Source organism: Streptomyces sp. Edi2 (assembly GCF_040253635.1).
GTDB lineage: Bacteria > Actinomycetota > Actinomycetes > Streptomycetales > Streptomycetaceae > Streptomyces.
This window is the reverse complement of the sequence record NZ_JBEJGX010000003.1, coordinates 3,109,476-3,124,921: the sequence shown is the minus strand read 5'-3', so window position 1 is coordinate 3,124,921 and position 15,446 is coordinate 3,109,476. Positions and strand designations below refer to the sequence as shown.

General features: G+C 73.0%; 10 protein-coding genes. 9 read left to right on the top strand and 1 reads right to left on the bottom strand.

Annotation, left to right across the window (positions count from 1 at the left end):
• Positions 1–71: 71 nt before the first annotated feature.
• From iolC to ABR737_RS17060, 8 genes are all read left to right on the top strand, one after another.
• On the top strand, positions 72–1,064 hold the full coding sequence (gene iolC, locus ABR737_RS17095) for a 5-dehydro-2-deoxygluconokinase (protein WP_350251031.1): 993 nt from the start codon (positions 72–74) through the stop codon (positions 1,062–1,064).
• A gap of 178 nt (positions 1,065–1,242) precedes the next feature.
• Positions 1,243–2,130 carry a Cgl0159 family (beta/alpha)8-fold protein gene (locus ABR737_RS17090; RefSeq protein WP_350251030.1) on the top strand — a complete coding sequence of 296 codons (888 nt, stop codon included), beginning with the start codon at positions 1,243–1,245 and terminating at the stop codon, positions 2,128–2,130.
• Positions 2,131–2,259: 129 nt separating this feature from the next.
• Positions 2,260–3,216, top strand: a complete 957-nt coding sequence (gene iolB, locus ABR737_RS17085) for a 5-deoxy-glucuronate isomerase (protein WP_350251029.1) — start codon at positions 2,260–2,262, stop codon at positions 3,214–3,216.
• Entirely contained in the window at positions 3,213–5,129 is a 1,917-nt protein-coding gene (gene iolD, locus ABR737_RS17080; RefSeq protein ID WP_350251028.1) for a 3D-(3,5/4)-trihydroxycyclohexane-1,2-dione acylhydrolase (decyclizing), read from the top strand. Before iolB ends, iolD begins: the two co-directional genes overlap by 4 nt.
• Before the next feature lie 37 nt (positions 5,130–5,166).
• Positions 5,167–6,660 (top strand): CoA-acylating methylmalonate-semialdehyde dehydrogenase, encoded by a 1,494-nt coding sequence (locus ABR737_RS17075; RefSeq protein ID WP_350251027.1) that lies wholly within the window; start codon positions 5,167–5,169, stop codon positions 6,658–6,660.
• A gap of 200 nt (positions 6,661–6,860) precedes the next feature.
• On the top strand, positions 6,861–8,021 hold the full coding sequence (locus ABR737_RS17070) for a hypothetical protein (protein ID WP_350251026.1): 1,161 nt from the start codon (positions 6,861–6,863) through the stop codon (positions 8,019–8,021).
• Between the two features lie 198 nt (positions 8,022–8,219).
• Positions 8,220–10,919 carry an alpha/beta fold hydrolase gene (locus ABR737_RS17065; RefSeq protein ID WP_350251025.1) on the top strand — a complete coding sequence of 900 codons (2,700 nt, stop codon included), beginning with the start codon at positions 8,220–8,222 and terminating at the stop codon, positions 10,917–10,919.
• Positions 10,916–11,776 carry an ABC transporter permease gene (locus tag ABR737_RS17060; RefSeq protein ID WP_350251024.1) on the top strand — a complete coding sequence of 287 codons (861 nt, stop codon included), beginning with the start codon at positions 10,916–10,918 and terminating at the stop codon, positions 11,774–11,776. Before ABR737_RS17065 ends, ABR737_RS17060 begins: the two co-directional genes overlap by 4 nt.
• Positions 11,777–11,914: 138 nt before the next feature.
• On the opposite strand, the gene ABR737_RS17055 is transcribed toward ABR737_RS17060, so the two are convergent.
• The gene (locus ABR737_RS17055) at positions 11,915–12,934 is read right to left on the bottom strand and encodes an alpha/beta hydrolase (RefSeq protein ID WP_350251023.1); all 1,020 of its coding nucleotides are present in this window, start codon (positions 12,932–12,934) and stop codon (positions 11,915–11,917) included.
• Between the two features lie 266 nt (positions 12,935–13,200).
• Here ABR737_RS17055 and ABR737_RS17050 point away from each other — a divergent pair, with 266 nt between their 5' ends.
• Positions 13,201–15,315, top strand: a complete 2,115-nt coding sequence (locus ABR737_RS17050) for an FUSC family protein (RefSeq protein WP_350251022.1) — start codon at positions 13,201–13,203, stop codon at positions 15,313–15,315.
• Positions 15,316–15,446: the final 131 nt, after the last annotated feature.

Genomic DNA, 15,446 nt, shown 5'->3' with positions numbered 1-15,446 from the left:
TCTCCCCGTTAGACCTTTCCTCAGAGCCGCACATGCCGAATCGCCGCGCCGGCCGACCCGAAGGGGCGCACATGACCGAGCCGTACGACCTGATCACCATGGGCCGCATCGGAGTCGACATCTACCCGTTGCAGACCGGTGTGCCGCTGGCGCAGGTGGAGACGTTCGGGAAGTTCCTCGGTGGCTCGGCCACCAATGTGGCGGTCGCCGCGGCCCGCCTCGGCCGGCGGAGTGCGGTCATCAGCCGCACCGGAAGCGACCCGTTCGGTGACTATGTCCACCAGGCGCTGCGCGAGTTCGGTGTGGACGACCGCTGGGTGACTCCCGTCGACGCCTATCCGACGCCGGTCACCTTCTGTGAGATCTTCCCGCCGGACGACTTCCCGCTCTACTTCTACCGCCGCCCCAAGGCCCCTGACCTGGTCATCCGCCCCGAGGAACTGGACCAGGACGCCATCGTGGGCGCCCGGATCTTCTGGGTCACCGGCACGGGGCTGTGCGAGGAGCCCAGCCGCAGTGCCACCCTTGCCGCGCTCGCGGCGCGCGCCAGGACGGGGACGACCGTCTTCGACCTCGACTGGCGGCCGATGTTCTGGGGCGGTGAGGGAGGCGCCTCCGGGGACGGCGGCGCGAGCGGGGCCGCGGCGATGGCCACCGCCCGTCCGTATTACGAAGCCGCCCTGCGGCACGCCACGGTGGCGGTCGGCAATGTCGACGAGGCCGAGGTCGCCACCGGACTGCGCGATCCCAAGGCCTGCGCCCAGGCGCTGCTGGACATGGGTGTCGAACTCGCCGTCATCAAGCAGGGCCCCAAGGGCGTGCTCGCCGTGCACCGCGACGGCCGTACCGCCGAGGTCCCGCCGACCCCCGTCGAGGTCGTCAACGGCCTGGGTGCCGGCGACTCCTTCGGCGGCTCGCTCTGCCACGGCCTCCTGGCCGGGTGGGACCTGGAGCCGATGATGCGTTACGCCAACGCCGCCGGCGCGATCGTCGCCTCCCGTCTCGCCTGCTCGTCCGCGATGCCCACGGCCGACGAGGTCGACGCGTTCCTCGCGGGGCGGTGACCGCCGTGGCCGCAACCGTGCCTGTCATGCCTGTCATGCCTGTCATGCCTGTCATGCCTGTCACGTCTGTCACGTCTGTCACGTCTGTCATGTCAGTCGTCTCTGTGGCCGCGCCCGTCCCCGTCGCCCTCACAGCCGTCCCCGCCCCACCTGTGCACTCAAGAAGGTGAGTTGAGCCTTGAACCCTCGGATCAGTGACCTCGCGACGCTGCGGGCCCGGCACCCCGAAGCCGTCGCGGAGGCCGCCGCCCGCCGCACCCGTCGTCCGCTCATCGGCGACAGCGGCCGGCTGATGATCGTCGCGGCCGACCACCCGGCCCGCGGCGCGCTCGCCGTCGGAGACCGGCAGCTCGCCATGGCCAACCGCCTCGATCTGCTGGAGCGTCTGGTCCTCGCGCTGTCCCGGCCCGGTGTGGACGGAGTGCTCGCCACCGCCGACATCCTGGAGGACCTGCTGCTGATCGGGGCCCTCGAGGGGAAGGTCGTGATGGGCTCCATGAACCGCGGCGGTATCGCCGGTGCCGCCTTCGAGATGGACGACCGGTTCACCGGACACCGCCCCCAGGACCTCGCCCGGCTCCGCTTCGACGCCGGCAAACTGCTGCTGCGCATCGACTACAGCGACCCCGGCTCGCTGACCACCCTGGAGGCCACCGCCCGTGCCATCGACGCGATGGCCGAGCGGCAACTGCCCGTCTTCGTGGAGCCGTTCCTCTCCTCCCGGATAGAAGGCGCGGTCCGCAACGACCTCAGCGCCGAGGCCGTCACCCGCTCGGTGGCCATCGCCTCAGGACTCGGCGGCACCTCCGCCTACACCTGGCTGAAGCTGCCGGTCACCGACGACCCCGACGCCATGGCCCGGGTCTGCGAGACCACCACGCTGCCGACCGTGCTGCTCGGCGGCGACATCGGCAGCACCGTCCAGGACCAGGAAGCCGCTTACGAGAAGTGGCGCAAGGCGCTGCGGCTGCCGACGGTGCAGGGCCTGGTCGTCGGCCGCTCCCTGCTCTACCCGGCCGACGGCGATGTCGCGGCGGCCGTGGACACCGCCGTGGGCCTGCTGTGACCACCGCCATGGCCCGACCCTGAACACCGTCGTCGGCCGGAAGCGCCCCGCCGTAGGCCGGCCCCGAACACCCTGAACATCACCGAAGGCCTGCTGTGAACACCGCGATTTCCGCAGGAGACTCGATATATGAGCACTGAATTCCACCTGAAGGCCACAGCGGCGGCCGACGGCCCGTATGCGCTGGACATCGATCCGAAGCGGGCGGGCTGGGGCTACTCCTCGCTGCGCGTCCTCGACCTGCCGCCCGGTGGCCACCACTCCTTCGCCACCGGCGACAGCGAATGGATCGTGCTGCCGCTGTCCGGCGGCTGCACGGTGCTGACCGACAGCGGCGAGACCGGTGAGGCCGGCGAGGCGGGTGAGGCCAGCAAGACCGGTGAGTCCGGTAAGACCGGCGAGATGTTCGAACTGACCGGCCGGGAAAGCGTGTTCAGCGGGGTCAGCGACTTCGCGTACGTGCCGCGGGACGCCCATGTGCAGATCGCGAGCGGGGCCGGCGGCCGTTTCGCGCTCACCGGCGCCCGCTGCGAGCGCCGTCTGCCCGCCCGCTACGGCGCCGCCTCCGACGTCCCCGTGGAGCTGCGCGGCACCGGCAACTGCTCCCGCCAGGTCAACAACTTCGGCGCCGCGGGCACCTTCGAGTGCGACCGGCTGATCGCGGTGGAAGTGCTCACCCCCGGCGGCAACTGGTCCTCCTACCCGCCGCACAAGCACGACGAGTGCCGCCCCGGCGAGGAGTCCGAGCTGGAGGAGATCTACTACTTCGAGGTCGAGTCCGCGCACGGCACGGAAGGCGTCGGCTACCAGCGCGTCACCCCCTCGGGGCGCGGCCGCGGCACCGACGTGCTGGCCGAGGTCCGCAGCGGCGACGCGGTGCTGATCCCCGACGGCTGGCACGGTCCGTCGATCGCGGCGCCCGGCCACGCCCTGTACTACCTCAATGTGATGGCCGGGCCCGGCGAGGCCCGTGAGTGGCTGATCTGCGATCACCCCGACCACGGCTGGATCCGCTCCACCTGGCCCGGTCAGCCCGTCGACCCCCGCCTCCCCCTCTACGAAGCGCCCGCAGGAGACGCCCGATGAATGCTCCGACGACCCGCCGGCTGACGGTCGCGCAGGCCCTGGTCGAGTTCCTGGCCCACCAGTACACCGAGCGGGACGGCCGCCGGCACCGCCTGATCAATGCCTGCTGGGGCATTTTCGGCCACGGCAATGTCGCCGGCCTCGGCCAGGCGCTGCTGGAGTCCGGCGCTGCGTCCTACCAGGGGACAACCCCCGGACCCCCGGTGCTGCCGTACCTCCAGGGCCGCAACGAGCAGGCCATGGTGCATGCCGCCGTCGGCTACGCCCGGCAGCGCGACCGGCTCGGCGCGCAGGCCGTCACCACCTCCATCGGCCCGGGCGCCACCAACCTCGTCACCGGTGCCGCGCTCGCCACCGTCAACCGCCTCCCGGTCCTGCTGCTGCCCGGCGACATCTTCGCCACCCGGCCCGCCGACCCCGTCCTCCAGCAGCTCGAAGTGCCCTTCGCCGGCGATGTCTCCGTCAACGACGCGCTGCGCCCGGTCTCCCGCTACTTCGACCGGGTCACCCGGCCCGAGGCGCTGATCCCCGCGGCCCTGCAGGCCATGCGGGTGCTCGCCGACCCCGTCGACACCGGCGCCGTCACCCTCGCGCTGCCGCAGGACGTGCAGGCGGAGGCGTACGACTGGCCGGAGGAGTTCTTCGCCGACCGGGTCTGGCGCGTTCCCCGGCCCGCCCCCGACGCCGATGCCCTCGCCGAGGCGGTACGGGCCCTGCGCGGCGCCCGCCGGCCCCTGGTCGTCGCGGGCGGCGGGGTCCACCACAGCGAGGCCGAGGACGCGCTGTGCGCGTTCGCCGACGCCACCGGCATCCCGGTCGCGTCCACCCAGGCCGGCAAGGGTTCGCTGCGCCACGACCACCCCGCCGACGTGGGCGGCATCGGCCACACCGGCACCGCCACCGCCGACGCCCTCGCCCGCGAGGCCGACGTGGTCCTCGGCGTCGGCACCCGCTACACCGACTTCACCACCGCCTCGTCGACCCTGTTCGCCGCGCCCGGTGTCCGCTTCGTCAACCTCAACATCGCGTCCTTCGACGCCCACAAGCTCGGCGGGCTCTCCCTGGTCGCCGACGCCCGCGCCGGTCTGGAGGCGCTGACCGAGGCGCTGTCCGGTGAGCGGGTCGACGCGGAGTACGAGGCCGCCTACCGGGAGGCGAAGGCCGGCTGGGAGCGCCGGGTGGACGCCGCGTACGGCGCCGAGGACCCGTCCGTACGGCCCTCGCAGACCCAGGTGCTCGGCGCGCTGGACGCCGTCGTCGACGACACCGACGTGATCATCAACGCGGCCGGTTCCCTCCCCGGTGACCTGCACAAACTCTGGCGCGCCCGGTCCCGCAGGCAGTACCACCTGGAGTACGGCTACTCCTGCATGGGCTACGAGATCCCCGCCGCGATCGGTGTCAGGCTCGCCGCCCCCGACCGGCCGGTGTGGGCGCTGGTCGGCGACGGTACGTATCTGATGAACCCCACCGAACTGGTCACCGCGGTCCAGGAGGGCATCCACATCAACGTCGTCCTCGTCCAGAACCACGGCTATGCCTCGATCGGCGGGCTGTCCCAGGCCACCGGCGGTGAGCGCTTCGGCACCGACTACCGCTTCCGCGCCGCGGACGGCACGTACACCGGTGCGCCGCTGCCGGTCGATCTCGCGGCCAACGCCGCGTCGCTGGGCATGCAGGTGCTGCGTGCGTCCACCGTCGGTGAGCTGCGTGCCGCGCTCGCCGAGGCGCGTGGCGCGAACCGGCCCACATGTGTCTATGTCGAGACCGAAACGGCTGACACTGTGCCGGGCGCGCCCGAGGCCCAGGCCTGGTGGGATGTTCCTGTTGCCGAGACCGCGACACGTCCGGCGGCGGTGGCTGCCCGGGAGGCGTACGACCGGCACACCGCCGGGCGCCGCCGCCACCTCTGACTCCCGCTCGAAGTCGTCACCCAGAAAGGCCCTCCGCATGAAGACCCTCAGCCACTGGATCGGCGGTAAGCCCGTCGAGGGCGTCTCCGGCAACTTCGGCCCGGTCTACAACCCGGCCACCGGCGCCCAGGAGAAGCAGGTCGCCTTCGCCTCGGCCGACGAGGTCGACGCCGCCGTCGGCGCGGCCAGGGAAGCCTTCAGGACCTGGGGCACCAGCTCCCTGGCCAAGCGCACCTCGGTGCTGTTCAAGTACCGCGAACTGCTCGACGCGCACCGCGAGGAGATCGCCCGGCTGATCACCGCCGAGCACGGCAAGGTGCACTCCGACGCGCTCGGCGAGGTCGCCCGCGGTCTGGAGATCGTCGAGCTGGCCTGCGGCATCCCCGAGAAGCTCAAGGGCGAGCTGTCCACCCAGGTCTCCACCCGGGTCGATGTCTCCTCGATCCGCCAGTCGCTCGGCGTGGTCGCCGGCATCACGCCGTTCAACTTCCCGGCGATGGTGCCGATGTGGATGTTCCCGATCGCCATCGCCTGCGGTAACACCTTCGTCCTCAAGCCGAGCGAGAAGGTGCCCAGCGCCGCGTTCAAGCTCGCCGAGCTGGCCGCCGAGGCGGGGCTGCCCGACGGGGTGCTGAATGTCGTCAACGGCGACAAGGTGGCCGTCGACGCCATCCTGGAGCACCCGGACATCGCCGCGGTCTCCTTCGTCGGTTCCACGCCCATCGCCCGCTACATCCACACCACCGGCACCGCCAACGGCAAGCGCGTCCAGGCGCTGGGCGGCGCCAAGAACCACATGCTGGTCCTGCCGGATGCCGACCTCGACCTGGCCGCCGACTCCGCGATCAACGCGGCGTACGGCTCGGCGGGCGAGCGCTGCATGGCGATCTCCGTAGTGGTGGCCGTCGGCGAGACCGCCGACCCGCTGATCGGCAAGATCAAGGAGCGCGCCGACCGGCTGCGGATCGGCCCCGGCGACGCCCCGGCCTCCGAGATGGGCCCGCTGATCACCAAGGTCCACCGCGACAAGGTCGCCTCGTACGTCTCCGGCGCCGCGGCCCAGGGCGCGGATGTCGTCATCGACGGCACCGGCTACACCGTCGAGGGCTACGAGGACGGCCACTGGATCGGGGTGTCCCTCCTGGACCACGTCACGCCCGAGATGGACGCCTACCGTGACGAGATCTTCGGCCCGGTGCTCGCCGTGGTCCGCGTCGAGACCTACGACGAGGCCATCGCGCTGATGAACAACTCGCCGTGGGGCAACGGCACCGCGATCTTCACCCGGGACGGCGGCGCGGCCCGCCGCTTCCAGATGGAGGTCGAGGCCGGCATGGTCGGCGTGAACGTGCCGATCCCGGTGCCGGTGGGCTACCACTCCTTCGGCGGCTGGAAGGACTCGCTCTTCGGCGACCACCACATCTACGGCAACGACGGGGTGCACTTCTACACCCGCGGCAAGGTCGTCACCACCCGCTGGCCGGACCCGTCCGACGGCGGGATCAACCTGGGCTTCCCCAGCAACCACTGAGGGATGTTCTGACGTCCCGCTGACGTCCCGCTGACGGGCTCTCCGACGAACCCCCTGCCGGTGCTCTCCGGCGGGGGGTCCGTCATGTCCGGGCCGCGGCTGCCCGGGGCCGGTGGAGGGCGCAGGTCCGGGGGGAGAGCGCCGGCCTGCGCGTTGCTACGGTGCTCCCTCGCCGAGCATCGACGTAACCGGGGGACGAAATGCCGCAATCCATGGCGCTCGCCAAGGGCGCCCGTATCACCGGCGGAGTTTTCTGCCTGTTGTTCTTCCTGTTCACGGCCTACTGGCTGGCAGTGGACGTCAGCGAGTTCGGCCTCGACGGCCTCTGGGAGGCCTGGGCCCGTCAACGCGCACGCACGAACCAGGCCACCGCCCCGTTCCATGTCGGCCTCGCCGTGGTCCAGTTGGCGGCGGTGTTCGCGGCCTTCGCCGGCCGGCGGGTGGCCGGTGGACTGCTGGCCGTCGCCACCACCATCACCTTCGCCACCGCCCTGCAGGCCGTCATCGGCACCGGCCTCCACACCAGCGACAACCGCTGGTACCTGCACGCCGACGTCGACACCACGACCTTCGAAGGCGTCTTCCTCAGCAGTGTGTGGCTGCTCCTGCTGTCCTTCGTCGCCGGCGTCGTGCTGCTCGCCGGAATGCGCTCCTGGCCGCGCCGTACCCCCACGGACCCGCCGAAGCGCCCGGCCCGGAAGCCCGGCCTGGCGGCCGGTCTGCTGCTCGGCGTGAATGTGCTGTGGAACCTGGTCTGGCAGGGCTACATCGTGGTGCAGAGCGACACCGCATCCCTCCCCGTGTACTACCTCGGCAAGGGCATCCTCGGCGAGCTGCTGCGCATGGCTCCCGGCTGGTCCGCCCTGGTCTTCCTCGTGCTGACCGCGGTGGCCGCGCTGAGCAGCCTGATGCGCGGCGCGGCGGCCCGGGGCCTGGCCTTCGGGCTGGCGATCCAGTCGCTGCCCGGCGCCCTGGTGACGGTGATCGCGCTGGCCGGCAACGGCACCCTCTTCGAGATGAGCGACTCCATGCCGGGCCTGAGCATCATCGGGGACATCGGGCTGCTGCTCGACCTGTTCGGCTCGGCGGCGCTGCTCGTCCTCATGGGCCGCGGTGAGCCGGTCGCCCCCGCCTGGTTCGCGCCGGTGCCGGGCCCGCAGTTCGCCGCGCCGGGTTTTGCGGCGCCGACCGGGGGGCCGCTGGCCCCGCCGCCCGGCCCGCTGGCCCCGCCGTCCTGGCAGCCGCCCGCCGGCCCGGTGCCCCCGGTCAGCGGCCCGCCGATGCCGCCGCCCGGTGCCCCGCCGATGCCGCCGGGCACCCCGCCGCCCCCGCAGGGCGGGTTCGGGCCGCCGCAGTACTGACGGGCGGGCGGCGCTCCCGGACCGGCCGGCCGGTGGAGCAGGCCGGTCCGGCAAAGCCCCGGGCCCGCGGAGCAGCGGCTCCGCCGTTGCCGTACCGCAGGCGCGGTACAAAAGCGCGAACCCTACTCCCCGGGGAGGCCGCGGGGGTCAGCCCGGGGTACCGGCCGCCCGCCGCGGTCCGTACCTAGGATTCACGGTATGGATCTCCGAGGTCTCAGACTGCGCGGCCGGCGCTGGTGCGCCGCCGCGGGTGCGCTGGCCGTCCTCATAGGAGGCGGCACCTGGGCGGCCGCCTCCTCGGACGCCGCGCCCGCCGTCCACCGCGCGGACCGGGTGATGACGATGCCCGACCGTCCCGGCAGCAAGGAGCAGGTGCGGATCGACACCTCCTTCTTCACGGCGGGGCCCGCCGCACGGCGGCGGCCCGCCGTCCTGCTCGCCCACGGCTTCGGCGCCACCAAGGACACCCTCCGCCCGCAGGCCGAGAAGCTGGCCCGGGACGGGTACGCCGTACTGACCTGGTCGGCCCGCGGCTTCGGCAGGTCCACCGGCAAGATCGGGCTCAACGACCCGCACGGCGAGGTCGCCGACGTCCGCCGGCTGATCGACTGGCTGGCCAAGCGCCCCGAAGTGCGGCTCGACAAGGCCGGCGATCCCCGGGTGGGCGTCGCCGGCGGCTCCTACGGCGGCGCGATCTCGCTGCTGGCGGCCGGCTACGACCGGCGCGTCGACGCCATCGCCCCCCAGATCACCTACTGGAACCTCGCCGACGCCCTCTTCCCCCACGGGGTCTTCAAGAAGCTGTGGGCGGGGATCTTCTTCACCACCGGCCCCGCGGGCACCTCCGGCTCGCCGGCCGCCGCCCCCTCGGCGCCCGGCGGCTGCGTCCGGTTCGAGCCGGAGGTGTGCCGGACGTACGAGCGGGTCGCCGAGAAGGGCAGACCGGACGAGGCTGCCCGCCGGCTCCTGGAGTCCCGCAGCCCCTCCGCGGTCGGCGACCGCATCAAGGTGCCGACCCTGATCATGCAGGGCCAGACCGATTCGCTGTTCCCGCTCGACCAGGCCGACGCCATGCACCGGGCGATCCGCAAGAACGGCGCGCCGTCCGAGGTCGACTGGATCGCCGGCGGGCACGACGGCGGGGACCGGGAGCTCGGCCGTCTCGAAGCCCGTACGAAGGACTGGTTCGACCGCTATCTGAAGGGCGACAAGCACGCCGCGACCGGGCCCGCGTTCCGGATCAGCCGCGCCGGGGGAGTGGACTCCACCGACGGCGCGGTGCGGCTGCGCGGCGCGAGCGGGGGCAGCTACCCCGGCCTGGACAACGATCCCCGGCGGGTGCGCCTCGCGGGCCGCCCCCAGGACTTCAGCAACCCGGCCGGTGCCGGACCGCCCGCGATCTCCGCGGTGCCCGGCGTCGGCGCGCTCGGCAACCTCTCCTCGCTGGGCGCCGGCGGCCTGTCCGTGGATTTCCCGGGCCAGTACGCGGCCTTCGCCTCGGCGCCGCTGCGCACCCCCCTCCACCTCACCGGCAGCCCCACCGCCACCGTGCACGTGCGGTCCAGCTCCCGGGACGCGGTGTTCTTCGCCAAGGTCTACGACGTCGCCCCGGACGGCCGCCGCCAGGTCCTGCCGTCCCAGCTCGTGACGCCCTACCGGGTCAAGGACGCCCGCGACGGCAGGACCGTGCGGCTGCACCTGCCCGCCGTCGACCACGAGCTCGCGGCCGGCCACCGGCTGCGGCTGGTGCTCTCCGCCACCGACCTCGGCTATGCCTCGCCGTCCGGACCCGCCACCTACCACGTCTCGCTGCAGGGCGGCGCCCTGAGCGTGCCCACCGCGCCGCAGGTGCGCAGCGCGGCCGCCCCGCTGCCCGCCTGGACCTGGCAGCTGCCCGCCGCGGCCGCCGTGGTGGCCGCGCTGCTGCTGCTCACCACCCGCCGCAGGGCCGCGGCGCCCGCCCCCGATCCGGCGCTCGCCGAGGTCCCGCTGCAGATCAGCGGCCTGAGCAAGCGCTACGCCAAGTCCGCCGACCGGTATGCCGTCCAGGACCTCACCTTCCGGGTCGAGAAGGGGCAGGTGCTCGGTCTGCTGGGGCCCAACGGTGCCGGCAAGACCACCACCCTGCGCATGCTGATGGGGCTGATCCGGCCCGACGAGGGGGAGATCAGGGTCTTCGGGCAGGCCGTCCGGCCGGGCGCCGAGGTGCTGTCCCGGGTCGGGGCGTTCGTCGAGGGCGCGGGTTTCCTGCCGCATCTGTCCGGCCGCGCCAACCTGGAGCTGTACTGGCAGGCCACCGGCCGGCCCGCCGCCGATGCGCACCTCGACGAGGCATTGGACATCGCCGGCCTCGGCGACGCCCTGCAGCGCGCCGTACGCACCTACTCCCAGGGCATGCGGCAGCGGCTCGCGATCGCCCAGGCCATGCTCGGGCTGCCGGATCTGCTGATCCTCGACGAGCCGACCAACGGCCTCGACCCGCCGCAGATCCGTGCGATGCGCGAGGTGCTGATCCGCTACGCCGCCGCCGGACGCACCGTCATCGTCTCCAGCCATCTGCTGTCCGAGGTCGAACAGAGCTGTACGCATCTGGTCGTGATGGACCGCGGGCGGCTGGTGCGGTCCGGTCCGGTCGCCGAGATCACCGGCTCCGGTGACACCGTGCTGGTCGGTGCCGCGGAACCGGTCGGCGACGCCGTGGTGGAGAAGGTGGCCGCACTGCCGGGTGTGGTCTCGGCCGTGCGCGCCGAAGGGGGCCTGCTCGTGCAGCTGGGCGGCGGCCTCACCATCACCGGGCTGCTCACCGAACTGCTCCGGCTGGAGGTCGCCGTGGACCGCATCGGACCGCACCGCCGCCTGGAGGACGCCTTCCTCACCCTGATCGGAGGTGACCGATGACCGCGCACGCCACGGCACGGGCGCCGGGTTACCGTCCGCGCCGCACCCTCCCGCTGCGCGTGGAGGCACGCCGCCAGCTGCGGCGGCGCCGCACCCTGGTGATCGCCGCCGTCCTGACGCTGCTGCCGTTCGTGCTGGCGGCGGCGTTCGCGATCGGCGGCGACCCGCACGGCCGCAGCAACGGCCGGATCACCCTGATCGACAGCGCCACCGCCTCCGGCGCCAACTTCGCCGCCACCGCCCTGTTCGTCTCCGCGGGTTTTGTGCTGGTGGTCCCGGTGGCCCTGTTCTGCGGTGACACGGTCGCGTCCGAGGCGAGCTGGTCCTCGCTGCGCTATCTGCTGGCCGCGCCGGTCCCACGGGCCCGGCTGCTGCTGAGCAAGCTCACCGTCGGGCTGCTGTTCAGCGCCGCCGCGATGCTGCTGCTGCCGCTGGTGGCGCTGGGCGTGGGCACCGCGGCGTACGGCTGGGGCCCGCTGCAACTGCCCGCCGGCGGCGCGCTGCCGGCGCAGGAGGCGCTGCCGCGGCTGGCGGTCGTGGTCGGCTACCTCTTCGTCAGCCAGCTGGTCACCGCGGCCCTGGCGTTCTGGCTGTCGACGGTGACCGACGCGCCGCTGGGCGCGGTCGGCGGCGCCGTCGGGCTGACCATCGTCGGCAATGTCCTCGACCAGGTCACCGCCCTGGGCACCTGGCGCCAGGTGCTGCCCGCCCACTGGCAGTACTCCTGGGCGGACGCGCTGCAGCCCGGGATGGAGTGGTCCGGGATGATCCAGGGCTCGGCGGTCTCGGTGGCGTATGCGCTGGTGCTGTGCGCGCTGGCGTTCCGGGGGTTCGCGCGCAAGGACGTGGTGTCGTGACGACGGCGTGAGTCCGGGGGTTCGCGCGCAAGGACGTGGTGTCGTGACGATGGCGTGAGGGGGCACGGCCGCCGGGGGACGGTGTGACGAGGGGCAGGCGGTGGGGCGCGGCTCCCTCACCGCCCGTGGGGGCCCTCGTCAGGCGGTCGGCCCCTGCATCCGGGCACTGACCCAGCGCATCGTGCCCTCGCCCAGGCCCTGCACATACGTCTCGGCGCTGTGCGTGCCGCCCGGCACGATCTGCAGTCGGGTGTGCACCGGCCCGTGCCCGTAGCGCGCGATGAACTTCCGCACCTTCGGCAGCACCGTGTGCTCCTGGGAGCCGTCCTGGAAGGCGAGGTAGACCGGCGGTCCGCCGCGCGCCATCAGGCGGCGGGCCAGCACCTCCGGGTTGTTCTCCCGCTCCGCCTCGGCGTGGCCGTTCCACAGCGGCGAGTCGGGCACGATATCCGGCCCGTTGGGTATCGCCACCTTGAAGGTGTCCGGGTGCTGGAGCACGTTCTTCAGGGCCGCGAACCCGCCGGAGGAGGAGCCCATGATGGCCCAGGCGTCGCGGGTCTTGAGGGTGCGGAAGTTCTGGCGGACGAGATCGGGCACGTCCTGGCTGAGCCAGGTGCCGATCTTCGGCCGGCCCGGTATGTCGCTGCCGTCGTAGTACTGCTTGTCATTGGGGTTGAGCACCGGCATGACGACGATGAAGGGCAGGCTGCTGCCGTTCTTGGACCACTGGGCAAGGCTCTCCTGGAGTTTGAGGTCGGAGCCGATCCAGTAGTTGTTGGGGAAGCCGTACGCGCCGGGCAGCGCCTCCATCACCGGGAAGCCCTTGTTCGCGTTCCGCTTCTCGTAGTACTCCGGCGGCGCCCATACCCACACCTTCCCGGTGAAGCCGGACTTGGGGCCGTGCAGGGTGGTCACGCCTATCGGGGTGTTCTCGCCGGCCCCGCCGACCCGGCTCTCCTCCTCGAAGCTGATCGGATGCGTCGGCCACTGCACCAGCGACCGCTTTCCCTGGGGCGTGGCATGCAGCGCGGCGCCCGCCCGGGAGCCGCCGAACCGCAGGGGAGAGGCCTGGCCGGCGCCGCTGCCGCAGCCGGACGTACCGACGAGGACGGTCAGGGTGATCAGCGTGATCACCACGGGGAACAGGGCTTTGCGCACGGGGCCTTCTCCTTGCCGGCATCCGGGAGCTGTCCCCGGCTGGCCAGCAAGAGGGGGCGGTGCGGGCCCGGGTTTCCCTTCCGGGGTGTCGGTTTGCTCGCACTGCCCTGCGGAATCCGGGCATCCCCTTTGTGACCTGGGACGTTTTACGCAGGCAGGGAGGTTGGTTTACCGGGATTTTCCCGGTGGCGGGGCAGCGGGACGCGCGGAACCGCGCCTGTTTCCCGTGGCCCGGAACGTCCGTGTCCGGCCCGTATCCTCTCGCTATGACCTGGTCGCGTGCGCTCAAGGAAGCGGCTCGTTCGGGGCTGAGCATCGAGCGGGCCAAACTCACCCCGCTGATCGCCCTCCGCGGCGCGGCCGGCGTCGCCCTGGTCATCGGCCTGTGCCTGTGGCGCGGCGACCCGACCCTCGCGGTCTCCTCCGCCTTCGGCGCGTACGCCTCCGGGATCGTCACCTTCCAGCGCAGCATGCGGCCGCGTCCGGTGCTGGCGCTCGCGGTCGCCGGCGCGCTGGCCCTCTCCACCTTCCTCGGCTACCTGGCCGCAGCGCGTCTCGTCTCCTTCGTCCTGCTCCTGGCCGGCTGGACCCTGCTGGCCGGGATGGCCTGGGCGATCGGGCCGGTCGCCGGGCTGATCGGCACCCAGACCGTGGCGATCATGCTGGTCACCGTCACCCTGCCGACGTCCGTCCTCGGCGCGCTGGAACACGCCGCCCTGATGTTCTTCGGCGGCCTCGTCCAGGCCACCCTCATCGTGGTCCTCCCGGTCCGGCCCTGGGGCGTCCAGCGCGACGCGCTCGCCGACGCGCTGGCCGACGAGGCGGACTACGCCCGGCGGCTGCGGCACGACCCGGTCGCCCCGTTCGACCCGTCGCCCCTGATGGACGCCCGGCTCGCCTCCGCCCTCACCCCCCGTCAGGCCAGGCGCCGCCCCGTACAGCTGCACGGTCCCCGGGGACTCGCCGAACGCGTCCGGCCGGTCCTCGCCTCCCTCGCCGACCCGGTCGTCGGCGCCCCTCTGGAAGGGCCCGAACGCGACCGGGCCCGTGATCTGCTGGGGGCCGCGGCCACCGTCCTGGACGCCGTCGCCCACGCGGTACGGCACGCCAGACCCGTCCGACTGCCCCCGGAGGCGATGGCCGTCCTCGAAGTGCCCGCCACCGGCCCGATGCTCCACGGGGCCGCCCGGCGCTCCGCGTACCGCCTGATCTCACTGCTCGCCGACGCCGTCGAGCTCACCGACGAGCCGGTCCGCTCCACCCGCCCCACCACCGAGGCCGAACGCGGCCATCTGCTGCGCCCCAGCGTCCCCCGGCTGGTGCCCGGCGCACTGCGCTCGCTGCACCGCGAGGGCCGCTGGTCCTCGCACATCCTCCGGCACGCCCTGCGGGTCTCCGCGGTCGCCTCCGCCGGCTATCTGCTGGGCACCGTGCTCCCGTTCGGCCACGGCTACTGGGCGCCGCTGGCCTCCGTCATGGTGATGCGCCCCGACTTCGCCCAGACCTACTCCCGCGGTATCGCCCGTTTCATCGGCACCCTCGCCGGTGTCACCGTCGCGGGCGGGCTGATGGCCCTGGCGCATCCGGGCAGCTATGTCAGCGCCGGGCTCGCCGTGGTCAGCGTGGGGCTGATGTACCTGCTGATGCGCACCGGCGTCTCGGTGACCTCGGCGTGCGGGGCCGCGTACGTCGTCTTCCTGCTCGGCCTCGCCGGGGCGGGCTGGGAGCAGACCGTCCAGGAACGCGTGGTGCTCACCCTCCTGGGCGGACTGCTCGCGATGCTGTCGTACGCGCTGTTCCCCGCCTGGGAGACCCCCAAGCTCCGCGACCGGCTCGCCGCGTGGCTGGAGGCCAACGGGCGCTACGCCCTGGCCGTGTTCGACCTCTACGCCACGCCCGCCGAACGCCGCCCCCGGCAGATCCGCGACGCCCTGCTGGACTCCCGTGCGGCCCGCGCGGCCTGGGAGGAGAGCGAGGCACGCGCCGAGAAGGAACCCGTGCGCCACCGCGGGCTGTCCCGCGCCTCGGCGAAGGCGGCCGGCGCCGCGCTCGCCACGATGGGCCGGGTCACCATGATCCTGGAGGTCCACCTCCCCGAACGCGATGCCGCGGCCTCACCCGGTGCCACCGCCTTCGCCTTCGAACTGCGCGCCTGCCTGGAGGACGCCACCCTCGCGGTGCGGGAGCGGGGCGAATTGAACTGGAGCGAGCTGCGGGCCGTATGGGAGAGGTGGGACGCGGAGGACGAGAGCCGTGGTGTCGCCCTGCGCGTCGCGGACCTGCAGCTCGACGCCCTCGACGACCTCGCGGAGGCGCTGTCGCGGGAGCCGCGTACGGAGGACGGGGCGGACCAGGACGCCCGGGACGGCGGCAGCCGGTGAGGGCGGGCGGGAGCAGGGGAAGCGGCCGGCGGTGGGGCGAGGTGCGGAAGCGAAGCGGCAAGCGGAGCGGGGCGAGGTGAGGAAGGGCGCCGGCGGGGCGGCGCGGAACCGGCGTGGGGGAACCATTCCGG